18 protein-coding genes are annotated in these 24,364 nt (G+C 68.6%); 9 read left to right on the top strand and 9 right to left on the bottom strand.

Annotation, left to right across the window (positions count from 1 at the left end; genetic code table 11):
* Positions 1 to 51: 51 nt before the first annotated feature.
* The 3 genes from ACFWV8_RS30340 to ACFWV8_RS30330 are packed head-to-tail and all read right to left on the bottom strand — an operon-like array spanning position 52 to position 3,151.
* Positions 52 to 924: a carbohydrate ABC transporter permease gene (locus ACFWV8_RS30340; RefSeq protein WP_384211088.1), complete on the bottom strand. Its 873-nt coding sequence runs from the start codon at positions 922 to 924 to the stop codon at positions 52 to 54.
* Positions 921 to 1,901, bottom strand: coding sequence for a carbohydrate ABC transporter permease (locus ACFWV8_RS30335; protein ID WP_384211083.1), 981 nt, complete (start codon positions 1,899 to 1,901; stop codon positions 921 to 923). The genes ACFWV8_RS30340 and ACFWV8_RS30335 overlap by 4 nt, the downstream gene beginning before the upstream one ends.
* Positions 1,902 to 1,906: 5 nt before the next feature.
* Positions 1,907 to 3,151 carry a sugar ABC transporter substrate-binding protein gene (locus ACFWV8_RS30330; RefSeq protein WP_384211077.1) on the bottom strand — a complete coding sequence of 415 codons (1,245 nt, stop codon included), beginning with the start codon at positions 3,149 to 3,151 and terminating at the stop codon, positions 1,907 to 1,909.
* Positions 3,152 to 3,381: 230 nt separating this feature from the next.
* Between ACFWV8_RS30330 and ACFWV8_RS30325 the strand changes: the two genes are divergently transcribed.
* Positions 3,382 to 4,383: an acetylxylan esterase gene (locus tag ACFWV8_RS30325; protein ID WP_384211070.1), complete on the top strand. Its 1,002-nt coding sequence runs from the start codon at positions 3,382 to 3,384 to the stop codon at positions 4,381 to 4,383.
* A gap of 271 nt (positions 4,384 to 4,654) precedes the next feature.
* On the opposite strand, the gene ACFWV8_RS30320 is transcribed toward ACFWV8_RS30325, so the two are convergent.
* Both ACFWV8_RS30320 and ACFWV8_RS30315 read right to left on the bottom strand, forming a co-directional pair.
* On the bottom strand, positions 4,655 to 5,725 hold the full coding sequence (locus tag ACFWV8_RS30320; protein ID WP_384211064.1) for a LacI family DNA-binding transcriptional regulator: 1,071 nt from the start codon (positions 5,723 to 5,725) through the stop codon (positions 4,655 to 4,657).
* Positions 5,726 to 5,826: 101 nt separating this feature from the next.
* The gene (locus tag ACFWV8_RS30315) at positions 5,827 to 7,452 is read right to left on the bottom strand and encodes an MFS transporter (RefSeq protein WP_384211059.1); all 1,626 of its coding nucleotides are present in this window, start codon (positions 7,450 to 7,452) and stop codon (positions 5,827 to 5,829) included.
* Positions 7,453 to 7,568: 116 nt separating this feature from the next.
* Between ACFWV8_RS30315 and ACFWV8_RS30310 the strand changes: the two genes are divergently transcribed.
* Entirely contained in the window at positions 7,569 to 8,525 is a 957-nt protein-coding gene (locus tag ACFWV8_RS30310) for a TetR/AcrR family transcriptional regulator C-terminal domain-containing protein (RefSeq protein ID WP_384211053.1), read from the top strand.
* Between the two features lie 66 nt (positions 8,526 to 8,591).
* Here ACFWV8_RS30310 and ACFWV8_RS30305 read toward each other — a convergent pair whose 3' ends face one another.
* The 4 genes from ACFWV8_RS30305 to ACFWV8_RS30290 all read right to left on the bottom strand — a co-directional run bounded on the left by ACFWV8_RS30305 (position 8,592) and on the right by ACFWV8_RS30290 (position 12,569).
* Positions 8,592 to 9,455: a succinate dehydrogenase/fumarate reductase iron-sulfur subunit gene (locus tag ACFWV8_RS30305; protein WP_384211046.1), complete on the bottom strand. Its 864-nt coding sequence runs from the start codon at positions 9,453 to 9,455 to the stop codon at positions 8,592 to 8,594.
* Positions 9,452 to 11,377, bottom strand: coding sequence for a fumarate reductase/succinate dehydrogenase flavoprotein subunit (locus tag ACFWV8_RS30300; RefSeq protein ID WP_329382119.1), 1,926 nt, complete (start codon positions 11,375 to 11,377; stop codon positions 9,452 to 9,454). The genes ACFWV8_RS30305 and ACFWV8_RS30300 overlap by 4 nt, the downstream gene beginning before the upstream one ends.
* Positions 11,378 to 11,398: 21 nt before the next feature.
* Positions 11,399 to 12,220: a hypothetical protein gene (locus ACFWV8_RS30295; protein ID WP_329382116.1), complete on the bottom strand. Its 822-nt coding sequence runs from the start codon at positions 12,218 to 12,220 to the stop codon at positions 11,399 to 11,401.
* A gap of 106 nt (positions 12,221 to 12,326) precedes the next feature.
* Complete coding sequence (locus ACFWV8_RS30290; protein WP_329382114.1) at positions 12,327 to 12,569, bottom strand: hypothetical protein; 243 nt, start codon at positions 12,567 to 12,569, stop codon at positions 12,327 to 12,329.
* 321 nt (positions 12,570 to 12,890) lie between these two features.
* Here ACFWV8_RS30290 and ACFWV8_RS30285 point away from each other — a divergent pair, with 321 nt between their 5' ends.
* From ACFWV8_RS30285 to ACFWV8_RS30255, 7 genes are all read left to right on the top strand, one after another.
* Positions 12,891 to 15,563: an ABC transporter substrate-binding protein gene (locus tag ACFWV8_RS30285; protein WP_384211041.1), complete on the top strand. Its 2,673-nt coding sequence runs from the start codon at positions 12,891 to 12,893 to the stop codon at positions 15,561 to 15,563.
* A gap of 341 nt (positions 15,564 to 15,904) precedes the next feature.
* Entirely contained in the window at positions 15,905 to 17,791 is a 1,887-nt protein-coding gene (typA, locus tag ACFWV8_RS30280) for a translational GTPase TypA (RefSeq protein ID WP_384211038.1), read from the top strand.
* 500 nt (positions 17,792 to 18,291) lie between these two features.
* Entirely contained in the window at positions 18,292 to 19,935 is a 1,644-nt protein-coding gene (locus ACFWV8_RS30275; protein ID WP_384211036.1) for an ABC transporter substrate-binding protein, read from the top strand.
* A gap of 149 nt (positions 19,936 to 20,084) precedes the next feature.
* Entirely contained in the window at positions 20,085 to 21,011 is a 927-nt protein-coding gene (locus ACFWV8_RS30270) for an ABC transporter permease (protein WP_329382102.1), read from the top strand.
* A complete protein-coding gene (locus ACFWV8_RS30265) occupies positions 21,004 to 21,972 on the top strand; it encodes an ABC transporter permease (protein WP_384211032.1) in 969 nt (322 codons plus the stop codon). Before ACFWV8_RS30270 ends, ACFWV8_RS30265 begins: the two co-directional genes overlap by 8 nt.
* An 11-nt stretch (positions 21,973 to 21,983) precedes the next feature.
* Complete coding sequence (locus ACFWV8_RS30260) at positions 21,984 to 23,042, top strand: ABC transporter ATP-binding protein (RefSeq protein WP_384211029.1); 1,059 nt, start codon at positions 21,984 to 21,986, stop codon at positions 23,040 to 23,042.
* Positions 23,035 to 24,198 (top strand): ABC transporter ATP-binding protein, encoded by a 1,164-nt coding sequence (locus tag ACFWV8_RS30255; RefSeq protein WP_384211026.1) that lies wholly within the window; start codon positions 23,035 to 23,037, stop codon positions 24,196 to 24,198. Before ACFWV8_RS30260 ends, ACFWV8_RS30255 begins: the two co-directional genes overlap by 8 nt.
* Positions 24,199 to 24,364 lie beyond the last annotated feature (166 nt).

Genomic DNA, 24,364 nt, shown 5'->3' with positions numbered 1-24,364 from the left:
GAGCGGCGGCGTCGGAGCCGCGGTACGCGTCGGGAAGGCCGGTGGCGGCGGCTACTTCATGCCGGTGGTGGCGAGGCCCTGGGTGAAGTGCCGTTGCAGGACGAGGAACACCAGCAGCACCGGCAGGATGATCAGGAGGGAGCCGACCATCAGCATGCCGTTGGAGCCGTCCGACTGGTTGGGGTCGGTGGCGAAGGTCGCGAGGGCCACCGGGAGGGTGTATTTCCCTGGGTCGTTCGTCGCGATCAGCGGCCAGACGAAGTTGTTCCAGGAGCCCAGGAAGATAAGGATCGAGAGCGTCGCCAGCGCCGGTTTGACCAGCGGCATCGCGATCCGCCAGAAGATGTACCACTCGCGGGCACCGTCGATGCGGGCCGCTTCCAGCAGTTCGTCGGGGATCGACTGCATGAACTGGCGCATCAGGAAGACCCCGAAGGCCTGGGCGGCGAACGGCAGTACCAGCCCCGCGTAGGAGTCGATCAGCTGGAGCTTGCTCATCAGGACGAAGAGCGGCAGCAGCATCAGATTGCCGGGCACCATCAGCGCGCCGAGCACCAGCGCGAAGATCCTGTTCCGGCCGCCGAACCGCAGTTTGGCCAGTGCGTAGCCCAGCATCGAGCAGAACACCAGATTGGACAGGGTCACCAGGACGGCCACCGTGAGGGAGTTGAAGAAGTAGAGCGGTACGTCGAGACGGTCGAGCAGTTCGCCGAAGTGCTCGAAGGTCCACTCGGTGGGGATCCACACCGGCGGGCTCGCGGTCAGGTCGCGGTCGGTCTTGAACGCCGACAGACCCATCCACAGGAACGGCGCCGCCATGACCAGCAGGCCGACCGAGAGCAGCGCATAGACGCCGGTCTTCTTCAGCCGTCCGCCGCTCGACGTCGGGGGCGGGGGAGTGGTGGTGGTGCGTGCGGCGCTCATTTCGTGTTGTCCTTCAGCAGACGGAGCTGGAGCACCGTGATCGCCATGATCACGACGAAGAGCACATACGCCATGGCGCTCGCGTAACCCATGTGGAAGAAGTTGAAGCCCTCGCGGTACATGGCCAGCGACACGGTGAGCGTGCTGTCCGACGGCCCGCCCTGTGTCATCACGAACGGCTCCTCGAAGACGTTGAGATAGCCGATGGTGGTGATCACCGTGGTGTAGAGCATCGTGGGCCGCAGCAGCGGCACGGTGATACGGCGGAACTCCTGCCACGTGCTCGCGCCGTCCAGCCGGGCCGCCTCCCGTACGTCGGGCGGGATGGCCTGAAGGCCGGCGATGAAGAGCACCATGACCGTGCCGAGGTTGCGCCACACGGCCATCACGATCAGCGAGGGCATGGCGAGTGCCTCGGAGCCGAGGAAGTCCGGGGAGGTCAGGCCGACTTCGGAGGCAAGGCCCGCGATCAGTCCGTCGGACGGGTCGAGGACGAAGCGCCAGACGACGGCGATCGCGACGATGCTGGTCACGACCGGGGCGTAGAAGCCGACCCGGAAGAAGGTACGGGCCCGGTCGATGCCGTTGTTGAGCAGGACCGCGACGACGAGCCCGAGGCCGACGGTCAGCGGGACGCCGACGACCACGAAGTAGGCGGTGTTGAACAGGGCCTTGAGGAACTTCTCGTCCTCGAACAGCTTCGTGTAGTTCTCAAGGCCGATGAACTCCGCCGAGAAGGGATCGGTGACATTGCGCAGTCCGAAGTCCGTGAAGCTCATGAGGAGCGTCGCGAGGATCGGCAGAGCCATGAAGACGGCGAAGAGCACCAGGAAGGGCGTGGAGAACAGCCAGCCGGCCATGTGCTGTACGGCGACGGGCCGTTGCTTGCGGTGGTCGTGGCCACCGGACGGGGAGTCCGCCCCCGGCCCGGACTTGACCGGGGCCGCGTCCGCCACAGATTCGGTCGTGGTGCTCATGACGACTACTCCACAAGCCCTTCGATGCTGGACTGGGCCTTCTGCGCGGCGTCCTCGGCGGAGGCCTTGCCCTGGGTCACCTGGGAGATGGCCTCGTCGGCCTTCGAGGAGATCTCCGTCCACTGGGGCAGGACCGGCCAGGACTTGGCGGTCTCCATCTGCGCACGGAAGATCTTGAAGTTGGCGTCGTCGGCGAGGTCGCCGGAGTCCCAGGCGCTGGTGTTGGCCGGCAGATCACCCGAGCGTTTGAACCAGTCCTTCTGCCCCTCGGTGCCGGTGAGATAGCTCAGGAACTCCTTGGCGGCTTCCTTGTGGTCGCTGTCCTTGGAGACGACGAGGCTGGAGCCGCCGGCCATGGAGACGGAGCCCTGGTCCGCCGGGACCTTCGCGATGGCCCACTTGCCCTTGAGGTCCGGGTAGTTGTCGTTGATGCCCGCCATGGTCCAGGGGCCGGAGTAGAACATCGGGACGTCGCCGCTGTTGAAGTCGGTGAGGACCTCGTAGCCGGGCTGGAAGCTCTTCTTGGAGAGACCCTTCTCGAAGTATGTGCCGTACTCCTTGAGGGCCTTGACGGTCTCCGGGCTGTTCATGGCGGCCTTGCCGTCGTCGGAGACGATCGAGCCGCCGGCCGAGTACAGGAAGGGGTACCAGCTCTGTACGGCGTCCAGGCCGCTCGGCTGGAAGTAGATGCCCCACTGGGTGCCGGCTTTTTCCTGGAAGGCGGTGGCCGCCTGTTGGAGTTCGGGCCAGGTGGCGGGGGGTTTCGTTATGCCTGCCTTCTTCGCCAGGTCGGTGCGGTAGTAGAGGACGCGGGTCTCGACGTACCAGGGGACGCCGTAGACCTCGTCGTCGGCCACGCCCTGGTCCCAGGCGGCGGGGAAGAAGGAGTCCTTCTTGAACGTCTTGGTGTCGACCGGCTCCAGGACGCCGAGTTCGGCGAACTCGCCCATGTAGCTGCTGCCCATCTGCGTCACGTCCGGCAAGGTGCCGGCGGCAGCCGCGGAGACCAGCTTCTGGTGGGCGACGTCCCAGCCGATGGGGGTGACCTTGACGGTGATGTGCGGGTTGGCGTCCTCGTACACCTCGGCCACCTCGGCGAGCTTCTCGCCCTCGGCGCCCATGGCCCACACGGTGAGGGTCTGCTTCTTGTCGGCGGCGACCCCCGCGCCCCCCGAACTGCCGCATGCGGTGATCCCCGCGGCCATCGTGAGAGCGAGGGCGGCTGAGGCGGTTCTGGCGTTGCGATGCATGGACGGCTCCTCCTTGAGCGCACCGATGTATGCGCTGCCTGTAAGCGCATACATCACTCTGGTGCAGTCGTTCCGGGAACCGCAAGGGGGCCATTGGTCACACTCGTGCAACATGTGCGACACCCGGAGGCTCTGCCTCCGCAGGCTAGGTGGGCTGTTTGCGTTGTGGAAGTAATGAGGGTTATTCCGGTTGTGGTCATCGGTGGCGGGCCGGGGCTAATGTCGCGCTCATGTCTGAGTTCGAGCACGGCTATCCCTTCGACCCTGCCTACGGCCGGACCCTCGACGAGCTGCTCGACATCCCGGCGCCCGCCCCTCCGGTGGGATACGACGCGTACTGGCGGGACCGGTTCGAGGCGGCGGCCGGGGTGGCGACCGCCCCGGCCGTGGGGCCGCAGGAGGACGAGCGGAACGGCTGCCGGATCTTCGGGGTGTCCTACACCTCGGTCGGCGGACTGCGCCTCGGTGGCTGGCTGGTGCGGCCGGCCGCGGGGCCCGTCGAGCACGGCTTCGTGATCGGGCACGGCTACGGCGGGCGCCAGGAGCCGGGCGCGGATGTGCCGCTGCCGCTGCCCCGGAGCGCGGCCATCCTGCCGTGTGTACGGGGGATGGGCTCGCGGAGCCGGCGCCCCGGGATTCCCGGCGAGGCCGGGGAGCATGTGCTGCACGGCATCGAGTCACGCGAGACGTATGTGATCGGCGACTGTGTGGCCGATCTGTGGTGCGCGGCGTCGGCGTTGCTGGAGCTGGTGCCGGAGCTGAGGACGGGGACGGCGTCGGAACCGGGGGAGGAGGCCCGGCTCGGGTATGTGGGGGAGAGTTTCGGAGGCGGGCTCGGGGCGCTGGCGCTCCCGTGGGACGACCGGTTCGCCTGCGGGCAGTTGACCGTGCCGACGTTCGGGAATCACCCGCTGCGGGTGACGCTGCCGAGCGTGGGGAGCGGGGAGGCGGTACGGACGTACCGCGAGCGGCATCCGGAGGTCATGGACGTCCTCCCGTACTTCGACGCCGCGACCGCGGCGAAACGGATCCGGGTGCCGATGCTGGTCGCGCCCGCGCTGTTCGATCCGGCGGTGCCGCCGCCGGGGCAGTTCGCCGTCTACAACGCCCTGCCCGAGCCGCGCGAGCTGCATCTGCTGCGGGCGGGGCACTTCGAGTACGAGGGTGAGAGCGCGGACGTGGCGGCGCTGGCGAAGGCCCGGCGTGAGTTCTTCGCCACCCGGCTCGGCTGACCCGGGCCGCCCCGGCCGGCCCGCTGGGCCGTGTCTTCGAAGGAGCGCCCTCCGCCTGTAAGGCGGGGCCCAGGGCCGGCTGGTGCGGTGCGTCGCAAGGCGGAGGATCGGCCTCGTACTGGGCGTACGTGGGCGACTCCGACAACGCCGCGAGGTGCCGCCCGCCGTAGTAGCGGCTGATGTCACTGCGGCGCCGCGGGCCAGGCGCGACTTCGAAGACACGGCCCAAGGCCGGACAGCCGCGCCCGCGCCCGTGTCCGCCGCCGCGTCCCTACCCGCAGCCGCAGCTTGAGCGGCGCGTCACCGAGACCGGGAGCATCAGGGAGACCGGGGCGCGCGTGGGGTCGGCCAGGCGGTGGATGAGGAGTTCGACCGCCTCCTCGCCCAGGCGGCGCATCGGCTGGCGGACCGTCGTCAGGGACGGGCGGACGATCCGGCTCAGCGGAATGCCGTCGAAGCCGGTCACCGCGATGTCGTCGGGCACCCGCACCCCACGCCGTTCCAGTGCGTGCAGCGCGCCGATCGCCATCTGGTCGTTGGCGAATAGGATCGCCTGGGGCCGCTCGCTCCCGCGCCCGGCGGCGCGGTCCAGCAGCGCGTCGGCGGTCCGTTCGCCCTCCGCCTGCGTCATCATCCCGGCGCGCAGGTCGGGCTCGTCGGCCACCGGCAGGCCCGCCTCCCGGCAGGCCTCCTGATAGCCGCGGAACCGCGCCTGCGCGTCCGGCGATTCACGCTCGCCGCCCACGAACGCGAGCCGGCGGAGCCCGTGGTCACGGATGAGATGGCGGGCCAGCTCCCGTTCCCCGTCGGAGTTCGCCACCTCGATGTGGTCGAGGTGGTCGATCTCGCGCGGCCCGGCCAGCATCACGATCGGCAGCCGCCGCGAGATCACCTCAAGATCCTCGGTGGGCACGGTCCTCGCCAGTACGGCGAACCCGTCCACCCGCCCCGCCACCTTGGCGACCAGGCTCTCCGGCCCGCCCACCAGCGAGGCGGCGATCAGCAGCGCGTACCCGTGCCGCCGTGCCGCCCGTTCCATGCCACGGATGATCTGGTCGGAGTAGAGCATGACGGCCGAGTCGTCGGCCTCGGCCTCCGCCTCCGCGCCCGTCTCGGCGTCCGGGTCCGCGTAGTCGGGGAAGCAGAGTCCGAGGACACCGGTGGTGCGGCTGGCCAGACCACGCGCGTTGCCGCTCGGTACGTAACCGAGGGCGCGGGCCGCGTCCAGTACGCGGTCTCGGGTCTCCGCGCGTACCGAGTCCGGATTCCGGTAGACCCGCGAAACCGTCGCGATCGAGACGCCGGACCGTTCGGCGACGTCGTACACCGTGGGGGCACTCAACCGATCCGACCGTCCGCTCTCGCCGCGCTGTCTCTGACCGCTCACTCTCCACCGGGCCCGTTCCGCTGCCGGACGCCGGCGCACCTACGCTGTAAGCGCATTCACTTTACGGCGCCGGTCTGTGCACGAGCAAGGTCACCCCCCTTGACGCCCCCCTCGGGGCCCCCGTCCCCGCTGTCCGTCCCAGGCCCGGCCGTGCCCCTGAGCGCCACGAACGAGAAGAGCGCGGCCCCCACCATCACCACCGCCGCGCCCACCGACGCCAGTCCCATCCCGTGCGTGAAGGCGTCCCGCGCCGCCGTCAGTACGCCCGCGGCGGTCTCCTCCGGGAGCCGGGCCGCGGCAGCCGCCGCGCCGCCCAGGGTCTCGCGTACGGCGTCGGCCTGACCGCCCGGCAGCGCGGCGGTGACACCGGCCGGCAGGGCGTCGGCCATGTCCCGGCTGTAGACCGCGGCCCCGACCGAGCCGAGGACGGCCATCCCCAGCGCCCCGCCGAGCTCCTGGCCCGATTCGAGTACGGCGGCGGCCGAGCCCGCGCGCTCGGGCGGGGCGGCGCCGATGGCGAGTTCGTTGGCGAGTGTCATGGCGGCGACGAGGCCGCCCACATACAGTGCGGCGGCGGCGAGGCAGAACCAGAGCGCCGAGTCGGCCCGGACCTGGGTCAGCCAGAAGAAGCCGGCCGCCGAGAAGAGGAACGCCCCGCCCATCACATACGCGCGGTCGGTGCGCTGCGCGAGGATCGCCGACGCCGGCGCCGCCACGATCACGCCCGAGGCCGGTACGAGGCTCCACAGCGCGGCCTCGAACGGACTCAGCCCCTGCACGGACTGGAGGTACTGGGTGAGGAAGACCGCCATCCCCACCGTGGCGAACATCGCGAGCAGATTCGCGAACACCGGTCCCCCGAAGGCGCGTCGCCCCAGCAGTCCGAGGTCGATCATGGGGTGGGCGAGGCGCTTCTGGCGGCGTACGAAGACATACCCGAGCACCAGTCCCAGGGCGACGGCCGCGGCGGGCCCCGGCGCGAACCCGTGCCGGGCCCACTCCTTGACGCCGTGGATGACCGTGAGCAGGGCGGCGAGCGAGAGAGCCGCGCTCACCAGGTCGAAGGGCTCCCGCGAAGCGCCCCGGCCCTCCGTCCTGGACTCCGGCACCAGAAACGGCACCAGCACGAGCAGCAGCACCATCGCCGGCAGGTTGATCAGGAAGACCGACCCCCACCAGAAGTGTTCGAGCAGCAGCCCGCTGACCACCGGCCCCAGCGAGATCCCGGTGGTCATGACCCCCGTCCAGATCGTCACCGCCCGGCCCCGCTGCCTCGCGTCGTGGAAGAGGTTGCGGATCAGCGCGAGGGTCGACGGCATCAGGGCGGCGCCGCCGAGCCCGAGCAGCGCGCGTACGCCGATGAGGGCGTCGGCCGAGTGCGCGTACGCCGCCGCCACCGAGGCCGCGCCGAAGACCGCCGCGCCGGCGAGCACCAGCCTGCGCCGGCCGATCCGGTCGCCGAGCGCCCCCATGGTGATGAGCAGCCCCGCCAGCACGAAGCCGTACATGTCGAGGATCCACAACTGCTGGGTGGCGCTGGGCTCCAGATCCTGGCTGACGTACGGGATCGCGAAGTAGAGGATCGAGATGTCCATCGAGACGAGGAGCAGCGGGAGCATCAGGACGCCGAGCGCGGTCCATTCCCTGCGGCCCGCGAGCCGGGGTGCGTGTGAGTTCTCCATGGCCGGTACGTTCCCGGCTTCGCGTGTACGCGGCAAACAGCTGCCTAGTGCACCGGCCCTGAAGCCCTGTTCAGACCCGGGAGTTGAGTCCTCAGCGCACTAGTACGGTGGATGTCATGACCGTCGATCCGCCCTACCTCCGCATCGCGGCCGAGCTCCGCCGCCGTATCGCGTCCGGCGAACTCGTGCCCGGCGACCGTGTGCCGTCCACCCGCCGTATCACCCAGGAGTGGGGCGTCGCGATGGCGACCGCGACCAAGGCGCTGGCGGCGCTCAACCAGGAAGGGCTCGTACGGGCGGTGCCCGGCGTCGGCACGGTGGTCGCGGAGCCCGTCCGCCCCCGTGGCCGCCGGGACACGGCTCCCGGCGAGGGACTGAGCCGCGAGCGCGTCGTGCGCGCGGCCATCTCGATCGCCGATGCCGAAGGGCTGGGCGCGCTGTCGATGCGGCGCGTGGCGACGGAGTTCGGTACGTCCACGATGGCGCTGTACCGCCATGTCCCCAGCAAGGGCGAGCTGGTGCGGCTGATGTCCGAGGCGGTGTTCGCGGGCGCCCCGGCGGGCCCCGAACCGGCCGGCTGGCGTCCACGGCTGAGCCGGGAGGTCCGGTGGCTGTGGATCCAGTACGAGCGCCATCCCTGGCTCGCCCGTGCCATGGCGGGACTGACCCGGCCGATGGCGTCACCGCACGCGATGAGCTACACCGAGCGGGCGCTGGGCACGCTGCGCGGGCTCGGTCTCACGCCGGACGCGATGATCTATATCCATCTCTCCCTGCTCGGCTACGCCCAAGGGGTGGCGATGGCGGTCGAGTTGGAGTCGCAGGCGCGGCAGGACACGGGGCTGACGGCCGAGCAGTGGATGGCGGCCAACGAGACGCGCCTGGATTCGGTCCAGCTCACCGGCCGGTATCCGGTCCTGTCGACCCTCTTCGGGGACGAGGGGTTCGACCTCGAACTCGGCACACTCTTCGAGTTCGGCCTCGAACGGATGCTGGACGGCGTCGAGTCCCTGATCGGGCGGTCCCAAAGGTCCCCGGAGTCCCCCGAGTTCCCCACGTCACCCAAGCACTGAGGCAGACCCCCAGGCGCCGGACGGGCCGCGCCGGCCCGTCCGCCGCCTGAGCGCGGACGCCGCCCCTCAGCCGCCGGTACGGCGGCGGATCTTGTTCCCCAGCCAGACCAGCGGGTCGTACTTCTTGTCCGCCACGCGCTCCTTCAGCGGGATCAGCGCGTTGTCCGTGATCTTGATGCCCTCGGGACAGACCTCGGTGCAGCACTTGGTGATGTTGCAGTAGCCGAGCCCGTGCTCGTCCTGCGCCGTCTCCTTGCGGTCCAGGCCACTCTCCCCGGCCGCGTCCAGCGGATGCATGTCCAGCTCCGCGACCCGCATCAGGAAACGGGGACCGGCGAACGAGGTCTTGTTCTCCTCGTGGTCCCTGACTACGTGACAGGTGTCCTGGCACAGGAAGCACTCGATGCACTTACGGAACTCCTGCGAGCGTTCCACGTCCATCTGCTGCATCCGGTACTCGCCCGCCGCGACCCCCGGCGGCGGCACGAACGCCGGTACCTCACGCGCCTTCTGGTAGTTGAAGTTCACGTTCGTCACCAGGTCCCGGACGACGGGGAACGCGCGCAGCGGGGTGACCGTGATCGTCTCCTCGCGGGTGAAGGTCGACATCCGCGTCATGCAGAGCAGCCGCGGCCGGCCGTTGATCTCCGCGCTGCACGAACCGCACTTGCCCGCCTTGCAGTTCCAGCGCACCGCCAGATCGGACGCCTGCGTCGCCTGGAGCCGGTGGATGATGTCGAGGACGACCTCGCCCTCGTTCACCTCGACGGCGAAGTCCTTCAGCTCGCCGCCCTCCGCGTCGCCCCGCCAGACCCTGAACTTGGCCTCGTACGAAGTGGCCGGGGCGGGCGTTCCTGACGTGGCGGGTGAGGTGGTGGACGAGTCGGACGACGGGGGTGTGCTCTGAGTCGGAGTCGTGCTGGCACTCACTCGTGGAGCTCCTCTTCGGCGAGGTACTTGACCAGCTCTTCCTTGTCGAAGAGGTCGAGCAGGTCGGGACGGATGGGCTCGGTCGTCTTCCTGGAGAGGCTGATCCGGCCGAGCGCGGGGTCCGCCGACGGGTCCCGCGCGGAATCGTTCAGCCGGCAGTGCAGATTGACCCGCCGCCAGTCGAGCACCATGCCCGGCCAGTCCTCGCGGGTATGACCGCCGCGGCTCTCCGTGCGCTCCAGGGCCGACAGGGCGATGCACTCGCTGACCAGCAGCATGTTCCGCAGGTCGATCGCGAGGTGCCAGCCGGGGTTGAACTGCCGGTGGCCCTCCACCCCGGCGCGCGCCGCTCGCGCGCGCAACTCGCCCAGCTTCTCCAGCGCCTGCTCCATCTCGCCCTCGCGCCTGATGATGCCGACGAGATCGTTCATCGTCTGCTGGAGCTCCTGGTGGACGCTGTACGGGTTCTCGGGCGGGCCGCCGCCCTCCGGCTCCTCGGCGCCGAACGGGCGCAGCGCCTCGGTGGCCGCCGCGTCGATCTGACCCTCGTCGAGCGCCGGCCGTTCGGTGAGCCCCGCCGCGTACTCGGCCGCGTGCAGCCCGGCCCGCCGCCCGAAGACCAGCAGGTCAGAGAGCGAGTTGCCGCCGAGCCGGTTGGAGCCGTGCATCCCGCCCGCGACCTCGCCGGCCGCGTACAGACCGGCGACCCCAGGCGTCGCGGCGGTGTCCGAGTCGACGGCGATCCCGCCCATCACGTAGTGACAGGTGGGGCCGACCTCCATCGCCTCGGCCGTGATGTCGACGTCGGCCAGCTCCTTGAACTGGTGGTACATCGACGGGAGCCGGCGCTGGATGACCTCGGACGGCATACGCGTGGACACGTCCAGGAACACACCGCCGTGCGGTGAGCCCCGGCCCGCCTTGACCTCGGAGTTGATGGCACGGGCCACCTCGTCACGGGGCAGCAGCTCGGGCGGGCGCCGGTTGTTGTCCGGGTCCTCGTACCAGCGGTCGCCCTCCTCCTCGGACTCCGCGTACTTCTCCTTGAAGACGTCCGGGATGTAGTCGAACATGAACCGTTTGCCTTCGGAGTTGCGCAGCACTCCGCCGTCGCCGCGCACCGACTCGGTGACGAGGATCCCCTTCACCGACGGCGGCCAGACCATGCCCGTCGGGTGGAACTGCACGAACTCCATGTTCAGCAGCGGGGCTCCGGCGAGCAGCGCCAGCGCGTGCCCGTCGCCCGTGTACTCCCACGAATTCGACGTCACCTTGAAGGACTTGCCGATGCCGCCGGTCGCGAGGACGACGGCGGGCGCCTCCAGGACGAAGAAGCGGCCGGACTCGCGCTCGTAGCAGAACGTGCCCGAGACCCGCTCGCCCTCCTTCAGTACGGAGGTGACGGTGCACTCCTGGAAGACCTTCAACCGGGCTTCGTAGTCACCGAATTCGCGGAAGTCCTCCTGCTGGAGGGCGACGATCTTCTGCTGGAGCGTACGGATCAGCTCAAGGCCGGTCCGGTCGCCGACGTGGGCGAGCCGGGGGTACTCGTGACCGCCGAAGTTGCGCTGGGAGATCTTCCCGTCGGCCGTACGGTCGAAGAGCGCGCCCCAGGTCTCCAGCTCCCAGACCCGGTCGGGCGCTTCCCGCGCGTGCAGCTCAGCCATCCGCCACTGGTTGAGGAACTTCCCGCCGCGCATGGTGTCGCGGAAGTGGACCTGCCAGTTGTCCCCGGAGTTCACATTGCCCATGGAGGCCGCGATACCGCCCTCGGCCATCACCGTATGGGCCTTGCCGAAGAGCGACTTGCAGATGACAGCGGTACGGGCGCCACGCTCACGCGCCTCGATGGCGGCCCGCAGACCCGCTCCGCCCGCGCCCACCACCACGACGTCCCACTGCTCGCGTTCGAGTTGCGTCATTACTGGAGGCACTCCCTAGCACTAAAAGAGGCGCGGATCGTCGAAGACCCCGCTGGCGAGCAGATACACATAGAAGTCCGCGAGGGCGACGCTGATCAAGGAGGCCCAGGCGAGCTGCATATGACGGTGATTCAGCTTCCCGACCCAGCCCCACAGCCGGTAGCGCACCGGATGCTTGGAGAAGTGCTTCAGCTTGCCGCCGATGACATGGCGACAGGAGTGGCAGGAGAGGGTGTACGCCCAGATCAGCACGATGTTGACGACCATGATGATCGTGCCGAGGCCCATATGGCCCCACTCGTAGTCCGAGTTGCGGAAGGCGAGCGCCGTGTCGTACGTGAGGATGACCGCCACCGGCACGGCCGCGTAGAAGAAGTACCGGTGGATGTTCTGGAGGATCAGCGGGAAGCGCGTCTCGCCGGAGTACTTCTTGTGCGGTTCGGCGACGGCGCAGGCGGGCGGTGACGCCCAGAAGCCCCGGTAGTAGGCCTTGCGGTAGTAGTAGCAGGTCATCCGGAAGCCCAGCGGGAAGATCAGGATGATCAGCGCGGGGGACAGGCCCCACCAGCTGCCGAAGATCTCCAGATTGGGGCCGCCCTTCATCGGCTCACAGTTCTCCGCCAGACAGGGCGAGTAGAACGGTGAGACGTACGGCGCCGCGTAGTAGTGGGCGTTCCCGAACGCGCGCCACGTCGAGTAGATGACGAAGGCGAGCAGCCCCGCCGCCGTGGCGGCAGGGGCCAGCCACCAGCGGTCGGTCCGCAGGTGGCGGGCGGTGATGGCGGCACGCGTGGTGTCGTGCACGCCCGTATTCAGTTGGGGTCGTTCCGTGCCTGTTGCCAACGAAGACTCCGTATGGAGATGGAGTGGGTCTGGTGGGGGGTCGTAGGGCCGGTGGCGATTGATGGCGGGTGTGTCGGACGTCGTCGGAGGCCGGCAGGCCGGGCGCCTAGGGGGCGCGCCGGTCCCGCAGGCCGAGACCCTCGTCGTCGGAGTCCGTCCACAGCGCCGCGTTGTACGGCGCGTCGGGGATGGTGACCACGTCCGGGCGGCGGTCCTTGGGCGCGGGCCTGGACGGCGCCGCCGGTACGGCTTCGTTCAGTCGGTCGACCGTCCGCTCCAGGTCCGCGACGCGCTGAACGAGCTCATCGATACGACGGTGGACTGCTGTCAGATCTTCCGGCTGGGACATGACTTGCCCTCACTTCCGCAGGGGAGCGATGCCATCGGTAATGCGCCTGCGAGTGTCGCTCCTCACATCCCCGCTTGTGAAGGGACGTGCAGGGATTCCCGGCGCATACCTGAGCCGTGCGCTCCGCGTCGTTGATGTCGCGCCCCTCCATTTTCGCTCTTTCGGCGGCCCTGTGTCCCGTTCCTCGTTGAGCCGTACGGGTGGGCTTCGGGCGCCTGACCGCCGTGTCTCCGCTGCCGGGGCGGCCCGGTCCACTTCAGTGGGCGGGCAATAGATGTGATCATCTCTAAATTCCACAAACAGGACGAAGAGGGAGAAGTCATGTCCCAGGTCGGCGCCCCACGCGGGAGGACATGCTCCCGGACCATCCGCTCCGTCGCACTACTGACCACCGGCGTGCTCGCCCTGCCCGCGCTCGCCGGGTGCAGCTCGGGCGAGGAGCGGAGCAAGGTCCCGGGCCCGGCCCAGGACGTCGGGCCCGCGGCCCGGGACCGGATCGCCGACGGCGGGACGCTGCGCTGGGCCGTGGACACCGTGCCCACCACCCTCAACACCTTCCAGGCGGACGCCGACGCCACGACGTCGCGCATCGCGGGCGCCGTACTGCCCTCACTCTTCACCCTCGACAAGACGGGCCGGCCGGAGCGCAACCCGGACTATCTGGAGTCCGCGAAGATCGTCGAGCGGGAGCCCAAGCAGGTCGTGCTCTACAAGCTCAACCAGCAGGCGGTGTGGAGCGACGGACGCGAGCTGGGCGCCCCCGACTTCGTGGCCCAGTGGCGCGCGCTGAGCGGCAAGGAGTCCGCGTACTGGACCGCGCGCAACGCCGGATACGAGCGGATCCAGAAGATCGAGCGCGGCAAGGACGACCTTGAGGTCCGGGTCACCTTCAACAAGCCGTACGCCGACTGGAAGGCGCTCTTCAGCCCGCTGTACCCGAAGAGCGTGATGGGGGCGCCGAACTCCTTCAACGACGGCGCGCGCACCAAGCTCAAGGCGACGGCCGGGCCGTTCCAGATCAAGGAGCTGGACCGCGAGGAGCGCGAGATGACCCTCGTCCGCAACCCCCGCTGGTGGGGTGCGCGGCCGAAGCTCGACAGCATCGTCCTGAGCGCGGTGCCGCGCGACAAGCGGGCCGCCGCGCTCGCCGACGGCACGCTCGACCTCGCCGAGATCGACAGCCCGGTGGCCGAGCGGATCAACAAGGCGCGCGACGGCAAGAAGGGTGGGGGAGCGGGGCCGGAGGCGGCCACGGCGTCGCCGTCGCGATCCCCGGAGGACACCACGGACGAGGAGAACGGCTCCGACGAGGAGAGCGGCTCGGACGAGGAGACGTCCGACGAGGCGCGGGAGTCCCAGGACAGGAGGACTGAGGCGCTCGCCAAGGAGGACAAGGAGCAGAAGGGCCTGCGGGGCTATGTCGTACGGAAGTCCCTGGAGCCCGCCTTCACCCAGCTGGCGCTCAACGGGGAGACCGGGCCGCTGGCCGACGAGCGGGTACGGCGTGCCGTGGCCCGCGCCCTCGACCGGAAGAAGCTGGCCGAGGCCGTGCTCAAGCCGCTCGGGCTGCCCGCGTACCCGCCGGGCAGCCATCTGGCACTGGCCGGACAGCACGCGTACGCCGACAGCAGCGACGCGCTCGGGGACCAGAACACCCGGGAGGCGCAGGCGCTGCTGGCCGACGCGGGCTGGGTGCAGGGCGGCGCGCTGAAGAAGGACGAAGGGACGAAGGCCGGGAGCGAGGCCGACGCCGACAAGAAGAAGGACAAGGACGCCGAGAACAAGGACAAGGAATCCGATTCCAGCTCCAGCCCCAGCTCCGATTCGAGTGCCGATTCGGACTCCGCTTCCGGCTCCGGCTCCGAGTCCGACAGCTCGTCCGACGAAGGTTCGTACGTCGTCGGTGACAACAAGCCGGGACGCGCTGCCCCCGTCTCCGAGAGCGACACCAGCGTGATCGCCCCGGCCCCCGCCGCCGCCTTCCACCGCGCGGTCCTGATCGGCCGGGCCGGGCTGCGTGACGACTCGGACGTCAGCGCCCAGGACAGGCAGCAGAGCGGCATGGCCGGTGCGTACGCCCCGCGCGGTACGGCGGCGCCCTCCGAGTCCGCTTCCGAGTCCGCTTCCGCTTCCGCGTCCGAGTCCGCGTCCGAGTCCGCGTCCGCGTCCGAGTCCGCGTCCGCGTCCGGCGAGTCGGACACCGAGTCGGACACCGGCTCCGACACGGAATCCGAGTCCGCGTCCCCGTCGTCGTCCGCATCGAGCTCCGCCTCCGGATCAGCCTCGGCGTCGCCGTCGGCCTCCGCCTCCGGATCGGCCTCCGCATCAGCCGCCGCCCTGCCCGGCTCGCTCGCCAAGGACGGCAAGCCGCTCACCCTCCGCTTCGTCCTCCCCTCAGGACCCGGCTCCGAGCAGCTGCGCACGGTCGGTGAGAAGATCGCGCGCATGCTCGACCGCATCGGCATCCGCACGGACATCAGCAAGGTCGCGGACGCCAACTACTTCAAGGACCACGTCGCGTCGGGCGACTACGACCTCGCCCTCTACTCGTGGCCCGCGACCGCCTACCCCGCGACCGACGGCCGGCCGATCTACGCCAAGCCCGTCCCCGCATCCGACGGCTCGCTGCTGGTGGAGCAGAACTACACCCGCGTCGGGACGGACCACATCAACCAGCTCTTCGACCAGGCGGCCTCCGAGCTGGACGAGAACGCGGCCCGCGATCTGCTCAGGCAGGCCGACGCCCGCATCTGGGCGGCGGCCGGTTCCATTCCCCTCTACCAGCGCCCGCAGCTCGTGGCGGCCAAGCCCTCCGTGGCGAACGCCGGTGCCTTCGCCTTCGCCACCCCTCACTACGAGGACATCGGCTTCAAGGACGGCGGCAGGAGCGGCCCGCAGAAGCCGTCACCGTCCGACAGCGCCACGGCGCCCTCCGACAACGCCACGGCGCCCTCCGAGAGTGCCGAGGCGACGCCCGAAAGCGACGACGAGTAGAAGCACAGCGGTAGCACAGAAGAAGAAACGGAGAGAACCGGCAGGTCAGACCCTGGAAGCCGGACGATCAACTTGCCCGCCGGGCCTCCCGGCGGGCAAGATCGTGCCATCCCCTGACCCGGGCCGTCCCACACCCCGCAGTACGTCGCAGCAGACGCACGACGAGCACTCCACAAGCACTCCACGAGCGCGTTCCCCAGCGCCCAGCCTCTTATCGGATCGGTCCCGGAAGCCCCGGCATCGCCAGCCCCGTACGATGGGGTAAGCCGTGGCGTGTCCGCCCGGCAGGCGTACGAGGAAAACAACGCCGCATCCCACGATCGAGAGAAGCGCCAGCCAGCATGCCCACGCGCCACGACATCCGTAACGTCGCCATCGTCGCCCACGTCGACCATGGCAAGACCACTCTGGTCGACGCCATGCTGAAGCAGGCCGGTGCCTTCGCCGCGCACGCCGCCGAGCACCTCGACGACCGGATGATGGACTCGAACGACCTGGAGCGTGAGAAGGGCATCACGATCCTCGCCAAGAACACGGCGGTGAAGTACCACCCCAAGGAGGGCGGTACCGGTGACGTCCCGAACCTGGTCACCATCAACATCATCGACACCCCCGGCCACGCCGACTTCGGTGGTGAGGTCGAGCGCGGCCTGTCGATGGTCGACGCGGTCGTCCTCCTCGTCGACGCCTCCGAGGGCCCGCTGCCGCAGACCCGGTTCGTGCTGCGCAAGGCACTCGCGGCCAAGCTGCCGGTGATCCTGTGCATCAACAAGACGGACCGGCCCGACGCCCGTATCGCCGAGGTCGTGGACGAGACGTACGACCTCTTCCTCGACCTTGACGCGGACGAGGACCAGATCGAGTTCCCGATCGTCTACGCCTGCGCGCGTGACGGCGTCGCCTCGCTGACCAAGCCGGAGGACGGCACGGTCCCGGCCGACAGCACCAATCTGGAGCCGTTCTTCACCACGATCCTCAGCTCCGTCCCGGCTCCGGTGTACGACGAGGACGCGCCGCTCCAGGCCCATGTCACCAACCTGGACGCCGACAACTTCCTCGGCCGTATCGCGCTCTGCCGGGTCGAGCAGGGCGAGCTGAAGAAGGGGCAGACCGTCACCTGGATCAAGCGTGACGGCACGATGTCCAACGTCCGCATCACCGAGCTGCTGATGACCGAGGCGCTCACCCGCAAGCCGGCCGAGAAGGCCGGTCCTGGCGACATCTGCGCCATCGCCGGTATCCCGGACATCATGATCGGCGAGACCCTGGCCGATCTGGAGAACCCGATCGCGCTGCCGCTGATCACGGTGGACGAGCCGGCCATCTCGATGACCATCGGCACGAACACCTCGCCGCTCGTCGGCAAGGGCGGCAAGGGCCACAAGGTCACCGCCCGGCAGGTGAAGGACCGCCTGGACCGCGAGCTGATCGGTAACGTCTCGCTGCGCGTCCTGGACACCGAGCGTCCCGACGCCTGGGAGGTGCAGGGCCGCGGTGAGCTGGCGCTGGCCATCCTGGTCGAGCAGATGCGCCGCGAGGGCTTCGAGCTGACGGTCGGCAAGCCCGAGGTCGTCACCAAGGACGTCGACGGCAAGCTCCACGAGCCGATCGAGCGCATGACGATCGACTGCCCCGAGGAGCACCTGGGCGCGATCACGCAGCTGATGGCGACCCGCAAGGGCCGTATGGAGACCATGACCAACCACGGGTCCGGCTGGATCCGCATGGAGTGGATCGTGCCCTCCCGCGGACTCATCGGCTTCCGTACGGAGTTCCTCACCCAGACCCGCGGCACCGGCATCGCGCACTCGATCTTCGAGGGGCACGAGCCGTGGTTCGGCGAGCTGCGGACCCGTAACAACGGCTCGCTGGTCGCTGACCGCTCCGGTTCGGTGACGCCGTTCGCGATGGTCAACCTCCAGGAGCGCGGTGTCATCTTCACCGAGCCGGGCACCGAGGTGTACGAGGGCATGATCATCGGTGAGAACTCGCGCGCCGACGACATGGACGTGAACATCACCAAGGAGAAGAAGCTCACCAACATGCGTGCCGCCTCCGCCGACACCACGGAGAACGTGGTGCCGCCGCGCAGGCTCTCGCTGGAGCAGTCCCTGGAGTTCTGCCGCGACGACGAGTGCATCGAGGTGACCCCGGAGACGGTCCGTATCCGCAAGGTCGTCCTGGACCAGAAGGAGCGTGGCCGCGCGGCCTCCCGCGCCAAGCGCTGACGGTCCACGACTCCGGAACCCGACGGTCCGCCACCGCGGAATCTGACGGTCCGGCAGGTGTACGTCTCCCCGGCCCGGCCCCGCGAGGTGCCGGGCCGGAGTTCTGCCCCCTCGCCGGCGGCCGGACAGTAGGGCGATTTGCCCGAGCCGGTAGCTTCTGTCAACTCGTTTTCCGTGGCGAAACGTCCGGATACCGGGTATCGCTCACCGGAAGCTGCGTTAACAGTCCGTTTCGCGGGTGTCTGTCTGTGCTTACTTTGTCCGGATTTCGGGCGTAGGTGATGGGTCGATGTTGTCAAAACGAGACGCGGTAAGTGTGGTTTACAGGTCGGGTGTACTTAATAGTTGGCTCCATTGAGCTCGGGTCAATGGGTCATGCGCTGTGGGGAGCGCCGACTCACGAGCACACACTCGGAGCACTGATCGGCCGCCGTCAGGGGTGTCGGCGTAACGATCGGTGCCCATCTTGTTGTGACAAGTGGACTCATGAGGAGGAACCCATGCGCGGTGCCAAGAGCGCCAAGTGGGTCGCGGGCGCGATAGTCATCGCCCTGGCTGCGACCGCCTGTGGCGGCGGCGACAGCGACAGCGGCGACGACATGAAGGCGGGGAAGGCCGACCCGAATGGCATTCTGACCGCACAGCTCGGCGAGCCGCAGAACCCGCTGCAGCCGGCTAACGCCAAGGAGAGCCAGGGCAGCCGTGTCCTGCGCGCCATCTTCTCCGGCCTGGTCGACTACGAGCCCGGGACCGGAAAGCTCGAGAACGTCAACGCCGAGTCGGTCACCCCGAACGACGACTCGTCCGTCTGGACCGTCAAGCTCAAGCCCGGCTGGAAGTTCCACGACGGCACCCCGGTCACCGCCGAGTCCTACGTGAACTCGTGGAACTGGTCGGCCAACGTCAAGAACAACCAGACCAACTCCAGCTGGTTCCAGGACATCAAGGGCTACGCGGACGTCCACCCCGAGAAGGGTGACCCCAAGGCCGACAAGATGTCCGGTCTGAAGGTGGTCGACGAGAACACCTTCACGATCACGCTGACCAGCTCGGTCTCGTACTTCGCGTACAAGCTCGGTTACGACGTGTGGGCGCCGCTCCCCGAGTCCTTCTTCAAGGACCCGAAGGCCGCCGGTGAGAAGCCGGTCGGCAACGGTCCGTACAAGTTCGTCTCCTGGGACCACAAGAAGCTGATCAAGGTCCGTAAGTTCGAGGACTACACCGGGCCGAACAAGGCCAAGAACGGTGGCATCGACTTCAAGAACTACACCACCGCCGACTCCGCCTACTCGGACCTGCGGTCGGACAACCTGGACTGGATCGAGCAGGTCCCGACCACGGCTCTCACGAGCTACAAGGACGACCTGGGCGACCGCGCGATCGACCAGGAGTACTCGGCCATCCAGGCGATCAACCCGGCGTTCTACACGGACCAGTTCAAGGACATCGACCCCAAGGTCGTCCAGGGTCTGTCCATGGCGATCGACCGTGACACGATCACCAAGACCGTGCTCCACGGCACCCGGACCCCGGCGGACTCGTACGTCGCCCGCGGTGTGCTCGGCTACAAGGCCGGCGCCCTCGGTGACATCACGAAGTTCGACCCGGCCGCGGCCAAGGCCCTCATCAAGGAGGGTGGCGGCGTCCCCGGCAACAAGATCTCGATCCAGTTCAACGCCGACCAGGACCACAAGCCCTGGGTCGACGCGGTCTGCAACAGCATCCGCAAGAGCGTCGGTGTCGAGTGCACCGGCGACTCGAAGCCGGACTTCCAGGCGGACCTGAACGCGCGTGACAACAAGCAGGTCAAGTCCATGTACCGCAGTGGCTGGGTGCTCGACTACCCGGTCAACTCGAACTTCATGCGCGACCTGTACGGCACCACCGCCGCCGGTAACACCTCGGGCTACTCCAACAAGGAGTTCGACGCCCTGTCCGCCAAGGCGGACAAGGCGGCGACGCTCGACGAGACGGTGAAGCTGTACCAGGAGGCCGAGCAGATCCTGAAGGCTGACATGCCCAGCATCCCGCTGTGGTTCTACAAGAACAACTCGGGTCAGTCCCGGAACGTATTCGGAAAGATCGTCTACGGCCAGGACGGCGACCCCATCTTCACCGACGTTCAGGTGAAGGCGAAGAGCTAAATACCGGGACCGTCAACCGGTGCCGCCGTCCCCTCGCGGGGCGGCGGCACCGGTCCGGCCAGGCCGAGGCCCCGGGAGACTCCACCCCATACCCCGTGGCGGAGAAAACTACGTAGGCCATCGCCGACCCCTCACGGCATGGAGGCATGATGGGGCGTTACGTCGCCAGGCGACTGCTCCAGATGATCCCGGTATTCATCGGGACCACTCTGATTATTTTCCTTATGGTCCACATCCTTCCCGGCGATCCGATCCGGGCGATGTGGGGTGACAAGGCGGCGGACCCCGCACAGGTCGCCGCGCTACGTGCTGACTTCGGGCTCGATCAGCCCCTGTGGAAGCAGTACGTCGACTACATGTGGGGCCTCCTCCAGGGAGACTTCGGCGAGACGTTCGGTGGCCGTCAGGTCGCCGACGAGATGTCCGAGGCCTTCCCGGTGACGCTCCGGCTCACCATGGTGGCGCTCGTCATCGAGATCATCATCGGTATCGGCCTCGGCGCCTGGGCGGGCCTGAAGGCCGGCAAGGCCGTCGACACCGGCGTACTGATCTTCACGCTCGTCGTCATCTCGATCCCGGTGTTCGTGCTCGGCTACCTGGCGCGCTTCGTCCTCGCCGACGAACTGGGGTGGGTCGCGCCCAATGTGCAGGACTCTACGGACTACGCCCAGCTGTTCCTGCCAGGGTTCGTCCTGGCGATGCTGTCGATGGCGTACGTGGCACGGCTGACCCGCACGACCTTCGCGGAGAACCTGCGGGCGGACTACATGCGTACGGCGATGGCCAAGGGACTGCCCAGACGCCGCATCGTCGGCGTCCACCTGCTGCGCAACTCGCTGATCCCGGTCGTCACCTTCCTCGGCACCGACGTCGGCGGCTTCATCGGCGGCGCGGTCATCACCGAGGGCATCTTCAACGTCCAGGGCGTCGGCAACCTGCTCTTCAAGGCGCTCCAAGGCCGTGAGGGCTCGACGATCGTCGGCGTGGTCACGGTCTTCGTGCTCATCATTCTTCTGATCAACCTGGTCGTCGACCTGCTGTACGCGGTCCTGGACCCGAGGATCCGGTATGCCTGACGTGATCAAGACCAAGACGGACGCGACCACCGACGCCATCGCGCCGCCGGCCGCCGGAGCTCCCGAGACCGCGGCCGACGGCCACAAGTCGCAGGGCAAGCCGCGCAGCCTGTGGGGCGACGCCTGGTACGACCTGCGGCACCGCCCGATGTTCTGGATCTCCTCGATCCTGCTGGTCTTCCTGATAGTCGTCGCCGTCTTCCCGGGGCTGTTCACCAGCGCCGACCCGCGCGACGGCGACCTCACCAACCACTTCCTGACCAAGCCGGAGCTGGGCAGCTTCTTCCAGCCCGACTGGTTCGGCTACGACGGCCAGGGCCGTTCGATCTACGCGCGTGTCGTCTACGGGACGCGGGCCTCGATCCTGGTCGGTGTCGGCGTCACCGCCGCGGTGACGCTCCTGGGCGGACTGCTCGGGATGCTGGCCGGCTACTTCGGCGGCTGGCTCGACTCGGTCATCTCCCGTATCACCGACATCTTCTTCGGCATCCCGTTCCTGCTCGGCGCGATGGTCGTCCTGAACGCCTTCACCGAGCGCAAGGTCTACGTCGTGATCTTCGCCCTGGCCTTCCTGGGCTGGACGTCGATCTGCCGCGTGATGCGCTCGTCGGTGATCACCGCGAAGCAGGCGGACTACGTGACGGCGGCGCGCGCCCTCGGCGCGGGCACCCGGCGGATCCTCTTCCGCCATGTGCTGCCGAACGCCATGGCACCGACCATCGTCGTCGCGACGATCGCGCTGGGCGGCTACATCTCGGCCGAGGCGACCCTGTCGTTCCTGGGTCTCGGTCTCGCCGATCCGACCATTTCCTGGGGCATCGACATCGCCCAGGGCAGCAAGGACATCAGGGACAACCCGCACGCCCTGTTCTTCCCGGCCGGAATGCTGAGCCTCACGGTCTTCGCGTTCATCATGCTGGGTGACGCCGTCCGCGACGCCCTCGACCCGAAGCTGCGCTGAGGAGGGCGTACGTGACCATCATCGAAGAAACCTCAAGTGTCCCGACGCCCCGACCGGGCGAGTCGGACACCACCCCGCTGCTCGAAGTACGCGACCTCCACGTGGAGTTCCACACCCGCGACGGTGTCGCCAAGGCCGTCAACGGGGTCAACTACAGCGTGGCCTCGGGCGAGACCCTGGCCGTGCTCGGTGAGTCCGGCTCCGGCAAGTCCGTGACCGCGCAGGCGGTCATGGGCATTCTCGACATGCCGCCGGGGTCCATCCCGCAGGGCCAGATCCTGTACCGCGGGCAGGACATGCTCACCATGAGCTACGAGGAGCGGCGGAAGATCCGCGGCCGGAAGATCGCGATGATCTTCCAGGACGCGCTCTCCTCGCTCAACCCCGTGCTGTCGGTGGGCTACCAGCTCGGCGAGATGTACCGGGTCCATGAGGGCCTCTCCCGCAAGGCGGCCAAGATCAAGGCCGTCGAGCTGATGGAGCGGGTCAACATCCCGGCGGCGAAGGCGCGGGTCAACGACTACCCGCACCAGTTCTCCGGCGGTATGCGCCAGCGCATCATGATCGCGATGGCGCTCGCCCTGGAGCCCGACCTGATCATCGCGGACGAGCCGACGACCGCGCTCGACGTGACCGTGCAGGCCCAAGTGATGGACCTGCTCGCGGACCTCCAGCGCGAGTTCAACATGGGGCTGATCCTGATCACCCACGACCTCGGCGTCGTCGCCGACGTCGCGGACAAGATCGCTGTCATGTACGCGGGCCGGATCGTGGAGACCGCGCCGGTGCACGAGCTCTACAAGCGGCCGGCGCACCCGTACACCCGCGGTCTGCTCGACTCCATCCCCCGGCTCGACCAGAAGGGGCAGGAGCTCTACGCGATCAAGGGCCTGCCGCCCAACCTGCTCAAGATCCCGGCCGGCTGCGCGTTCAACCCGCGCTGCCCGAAGGCGCAGGACATCTGCCGTACGGATGTCCCGGTCCTCCAGCCGGTGACCGAGCAGGACGGTACCGAGCTGCCCGGCCGCGGCAGCGCGTGCCACTTCTGGAAGGAGACGATCCATGGCTGAGCCCAGGAAGACGGACGGGAACCCGGCCGCACCGGCCGAGGACGTCACCCCCAACGTCACCGAGGTGGCGGAGATCGACGTCGCCACCGAGTCGGCGGCGGTCGCCGCCATCGAGGCGCCCGCGGAGCGCGGGGAGCCGATCCTCCAGGTCCGCAACCTGGTCAAGCACTTCCCGCTGACCCAGGGCATCCTCTTCAAGCGCCAGGTCGGCGCGGTCAAGGCCGTGGACGGGGTCTCCTTCGACCTCTACCAGGGCGAGACGCTGGGCATCGTCGGCGAGTCGGGCTGTGGCAAGTCCACGGTGGCCCGGCTGCTGATGACGCTGGAGACGGCGACCGCGGGCGAGGTCTTCTACAAGGGCCAGGACATCACCCGGCTGTCCGGGCGGGCGCTCAAGGCGGTCCGCCGGAACATCCAGATGGTCTTCCAGGACCCGTACACCTCGCTGAACCCGCGTATGACCGTCGGCGACATCATCGGTGAGCCCTTCGACATCCACCCCGAGGTGGCGCCGAAGGGTGACCGGCGGGGCAAGGTCCAGGACCTGCTCGACGTCGTGGGACTGAACCCGGAGTACATCAACAGGTATCCGCACCAGTTCTCCGGCGGCCAGCGCCAGCGCATCGGCATCGCCCGCGGGCTCGCCCTCAACCCTGAGGTCATCATCTGCGACGAGCCGGTATCGGCGCTGGACGTGTCCGTGCAGGCGCAGGTCATCAACCTGATGGAGAAGCTCCAGGACGAGTTCAACCTGTCCTACATCTTCATCGCGCACGACCTGTCGATCGTCCGGCACATCTCCGACCGGGTGGGTGTCATGTACCTCGGCAAGATCGCCGAGATCGGTACGGACACCCAGATCTACGACCACCCGACGCACCCCTACACCCAGGCGCTGCTGTCGGCGGTCCCGGTCCCCGACCCGGAGGCCCGTACCGGCCGCGAGCGGATCATCCTCTCCGGCGACGTGCCGTCCCCGGCGAACCCGCCGTCCGGCTGCCGGTTCCGTACCCGCTGCTGGAAGGCGCAGGACAGGTGCGCCAAGGAGGTCCCGCTGCTGGCGATCCCCGAGCGCTTCGTCGCCTCGACGACGCCGGCGGCGCACGAGTCGGCGTGCCACTTCGCCGAGGAGAAGGACGTCGTCCACGCCGCGTGAGGTGTGGTCGTGTGAACGACGAGAGGCTCGGGCCGTACGCGGTCCGGGCCTCCGTCATGTCCGCGGGTACGGCGCGGATTCCGCCCGGCCATCCCTCCCCGCACGGGTGCCCACCACATGCGCGATTGCTGAAAGAGAGTGATATTTGGGCCTAAGTGACAGTCAG

This window comes from Streptomyces sp. NPDC058665 (assembly GCF_042714995.1).
GTDB lineage: Bacteria > Actinomycetota > Actinomycetes > Streptomycetales > Streptomycetaceae > Streptomyces.
This window is presented reverse-complemented; position numbering and strand designations above follow the sequence as displayed.

Excerpts from the sequence above, each read along its gene's own strand:
- ACFWV8_RS30340 (WP_384211088.1), bottom strand. The coding sequence starts at position 924 with ATGAGCGCCGCACGCACCACCACCACTCCCCCGCCCCCGACGTCGAGC.
- ACFWV8_RS30335 (WP_384211083.1), bottom strand. The coding sequence starts at position 1,901 with ATGAGCACCACGACCGAATCTGTGGCGGACGCGGCCCCGGTCAAGTCC.
- ACFWV8_RS30330 (WP_384211077.1), bottom strand. The coding sequence starts at position 3,151 with ATGCATCGCAACGCCAGAACCGCCTCAGCCGCCCTCGCTCTCACGATG.
- ACFWV8_RS30325 (WP_384211070.1), top strand. The coding sequence starts at position 3,382 with ATGTCTGAGTTCGAGCACGGCTATCCCTTCGACCCTGCCTACGGCCGG.
- ACFWV8_RS30315 (WP_384211059.1), bottom strand. The coding sequence starts at position 7,452 with ATGGAGAACTCACACGCACCCCGGCTCGCGGGCCGCAGGGAATGGACC.
- ACFWV8_RS30310 (WP_384211053.1), top strand. The coding sequence starts at position 7,569 with ATGACCGTCGATCCGCCCTACCTCCGCATCGCGGCCGAGCTCCGCCGC.
- ACFWV8_RS30300 (WP_329382119.1), bottom strand. The coding sequence starts at position 11,377 with ATGACGCAACTCGAACGCGAGCAGTGGGACGTCGTGGTGGTGGGCGCG.
- ACFWV8_RS30290 (WP_329382114.1), bottom strand. The coding sequence starts at position 12,569 with ATGTCCCAGCCGGAAGATCTGACAGCAGTCCACCGTCGTATCGATGAG.
- ACFWV8_RS30285 (WP_384211041.1), top strand. The coding sequence starts at position 12,891 with ATGTCCCAGGTCGGCGCCCCACGCGGGAGGACATGCTCCCGGACCATC.
- typA (WP_384211038.1), top strand. The coding sequence starts at position 15,905 with ATGCCCACGCGCCACGACATCCGTAACGTCGCCATCGTCGCCCACGTC.
- ACFWV8_RS30275 (WP_384211036.1), top strand. The coding sequence starts at position 18,292 with ATGCGCGGTGCCAAGAGCGCCAAGTGGGTCGCGGGCGCGATAGTCATC.
- ACFWV8_RS30270 (WP_329382102.1), top strand. The coding sequence starts at position 20,085 with ATGGGGCGTTACGTCGCCAGGCGACTGCTCCAGATGATCCCGGTATTC.
- ACFWV8_RS30265 (WP_384211032.1), top strand. The coding sequence starts at position 21,004 with ATGCCTGACGTGATCAAGACCAAGACGGACGCGACCACCGACGCCATC.
- ACFWV8_RS30255 (WP_384211026.1), top strand. The coding sequence starts at position 23,035 with ATGGCTGAGCCCAGGAAGACGGACGGGAACCCGGCCGCACCGGCCGAG.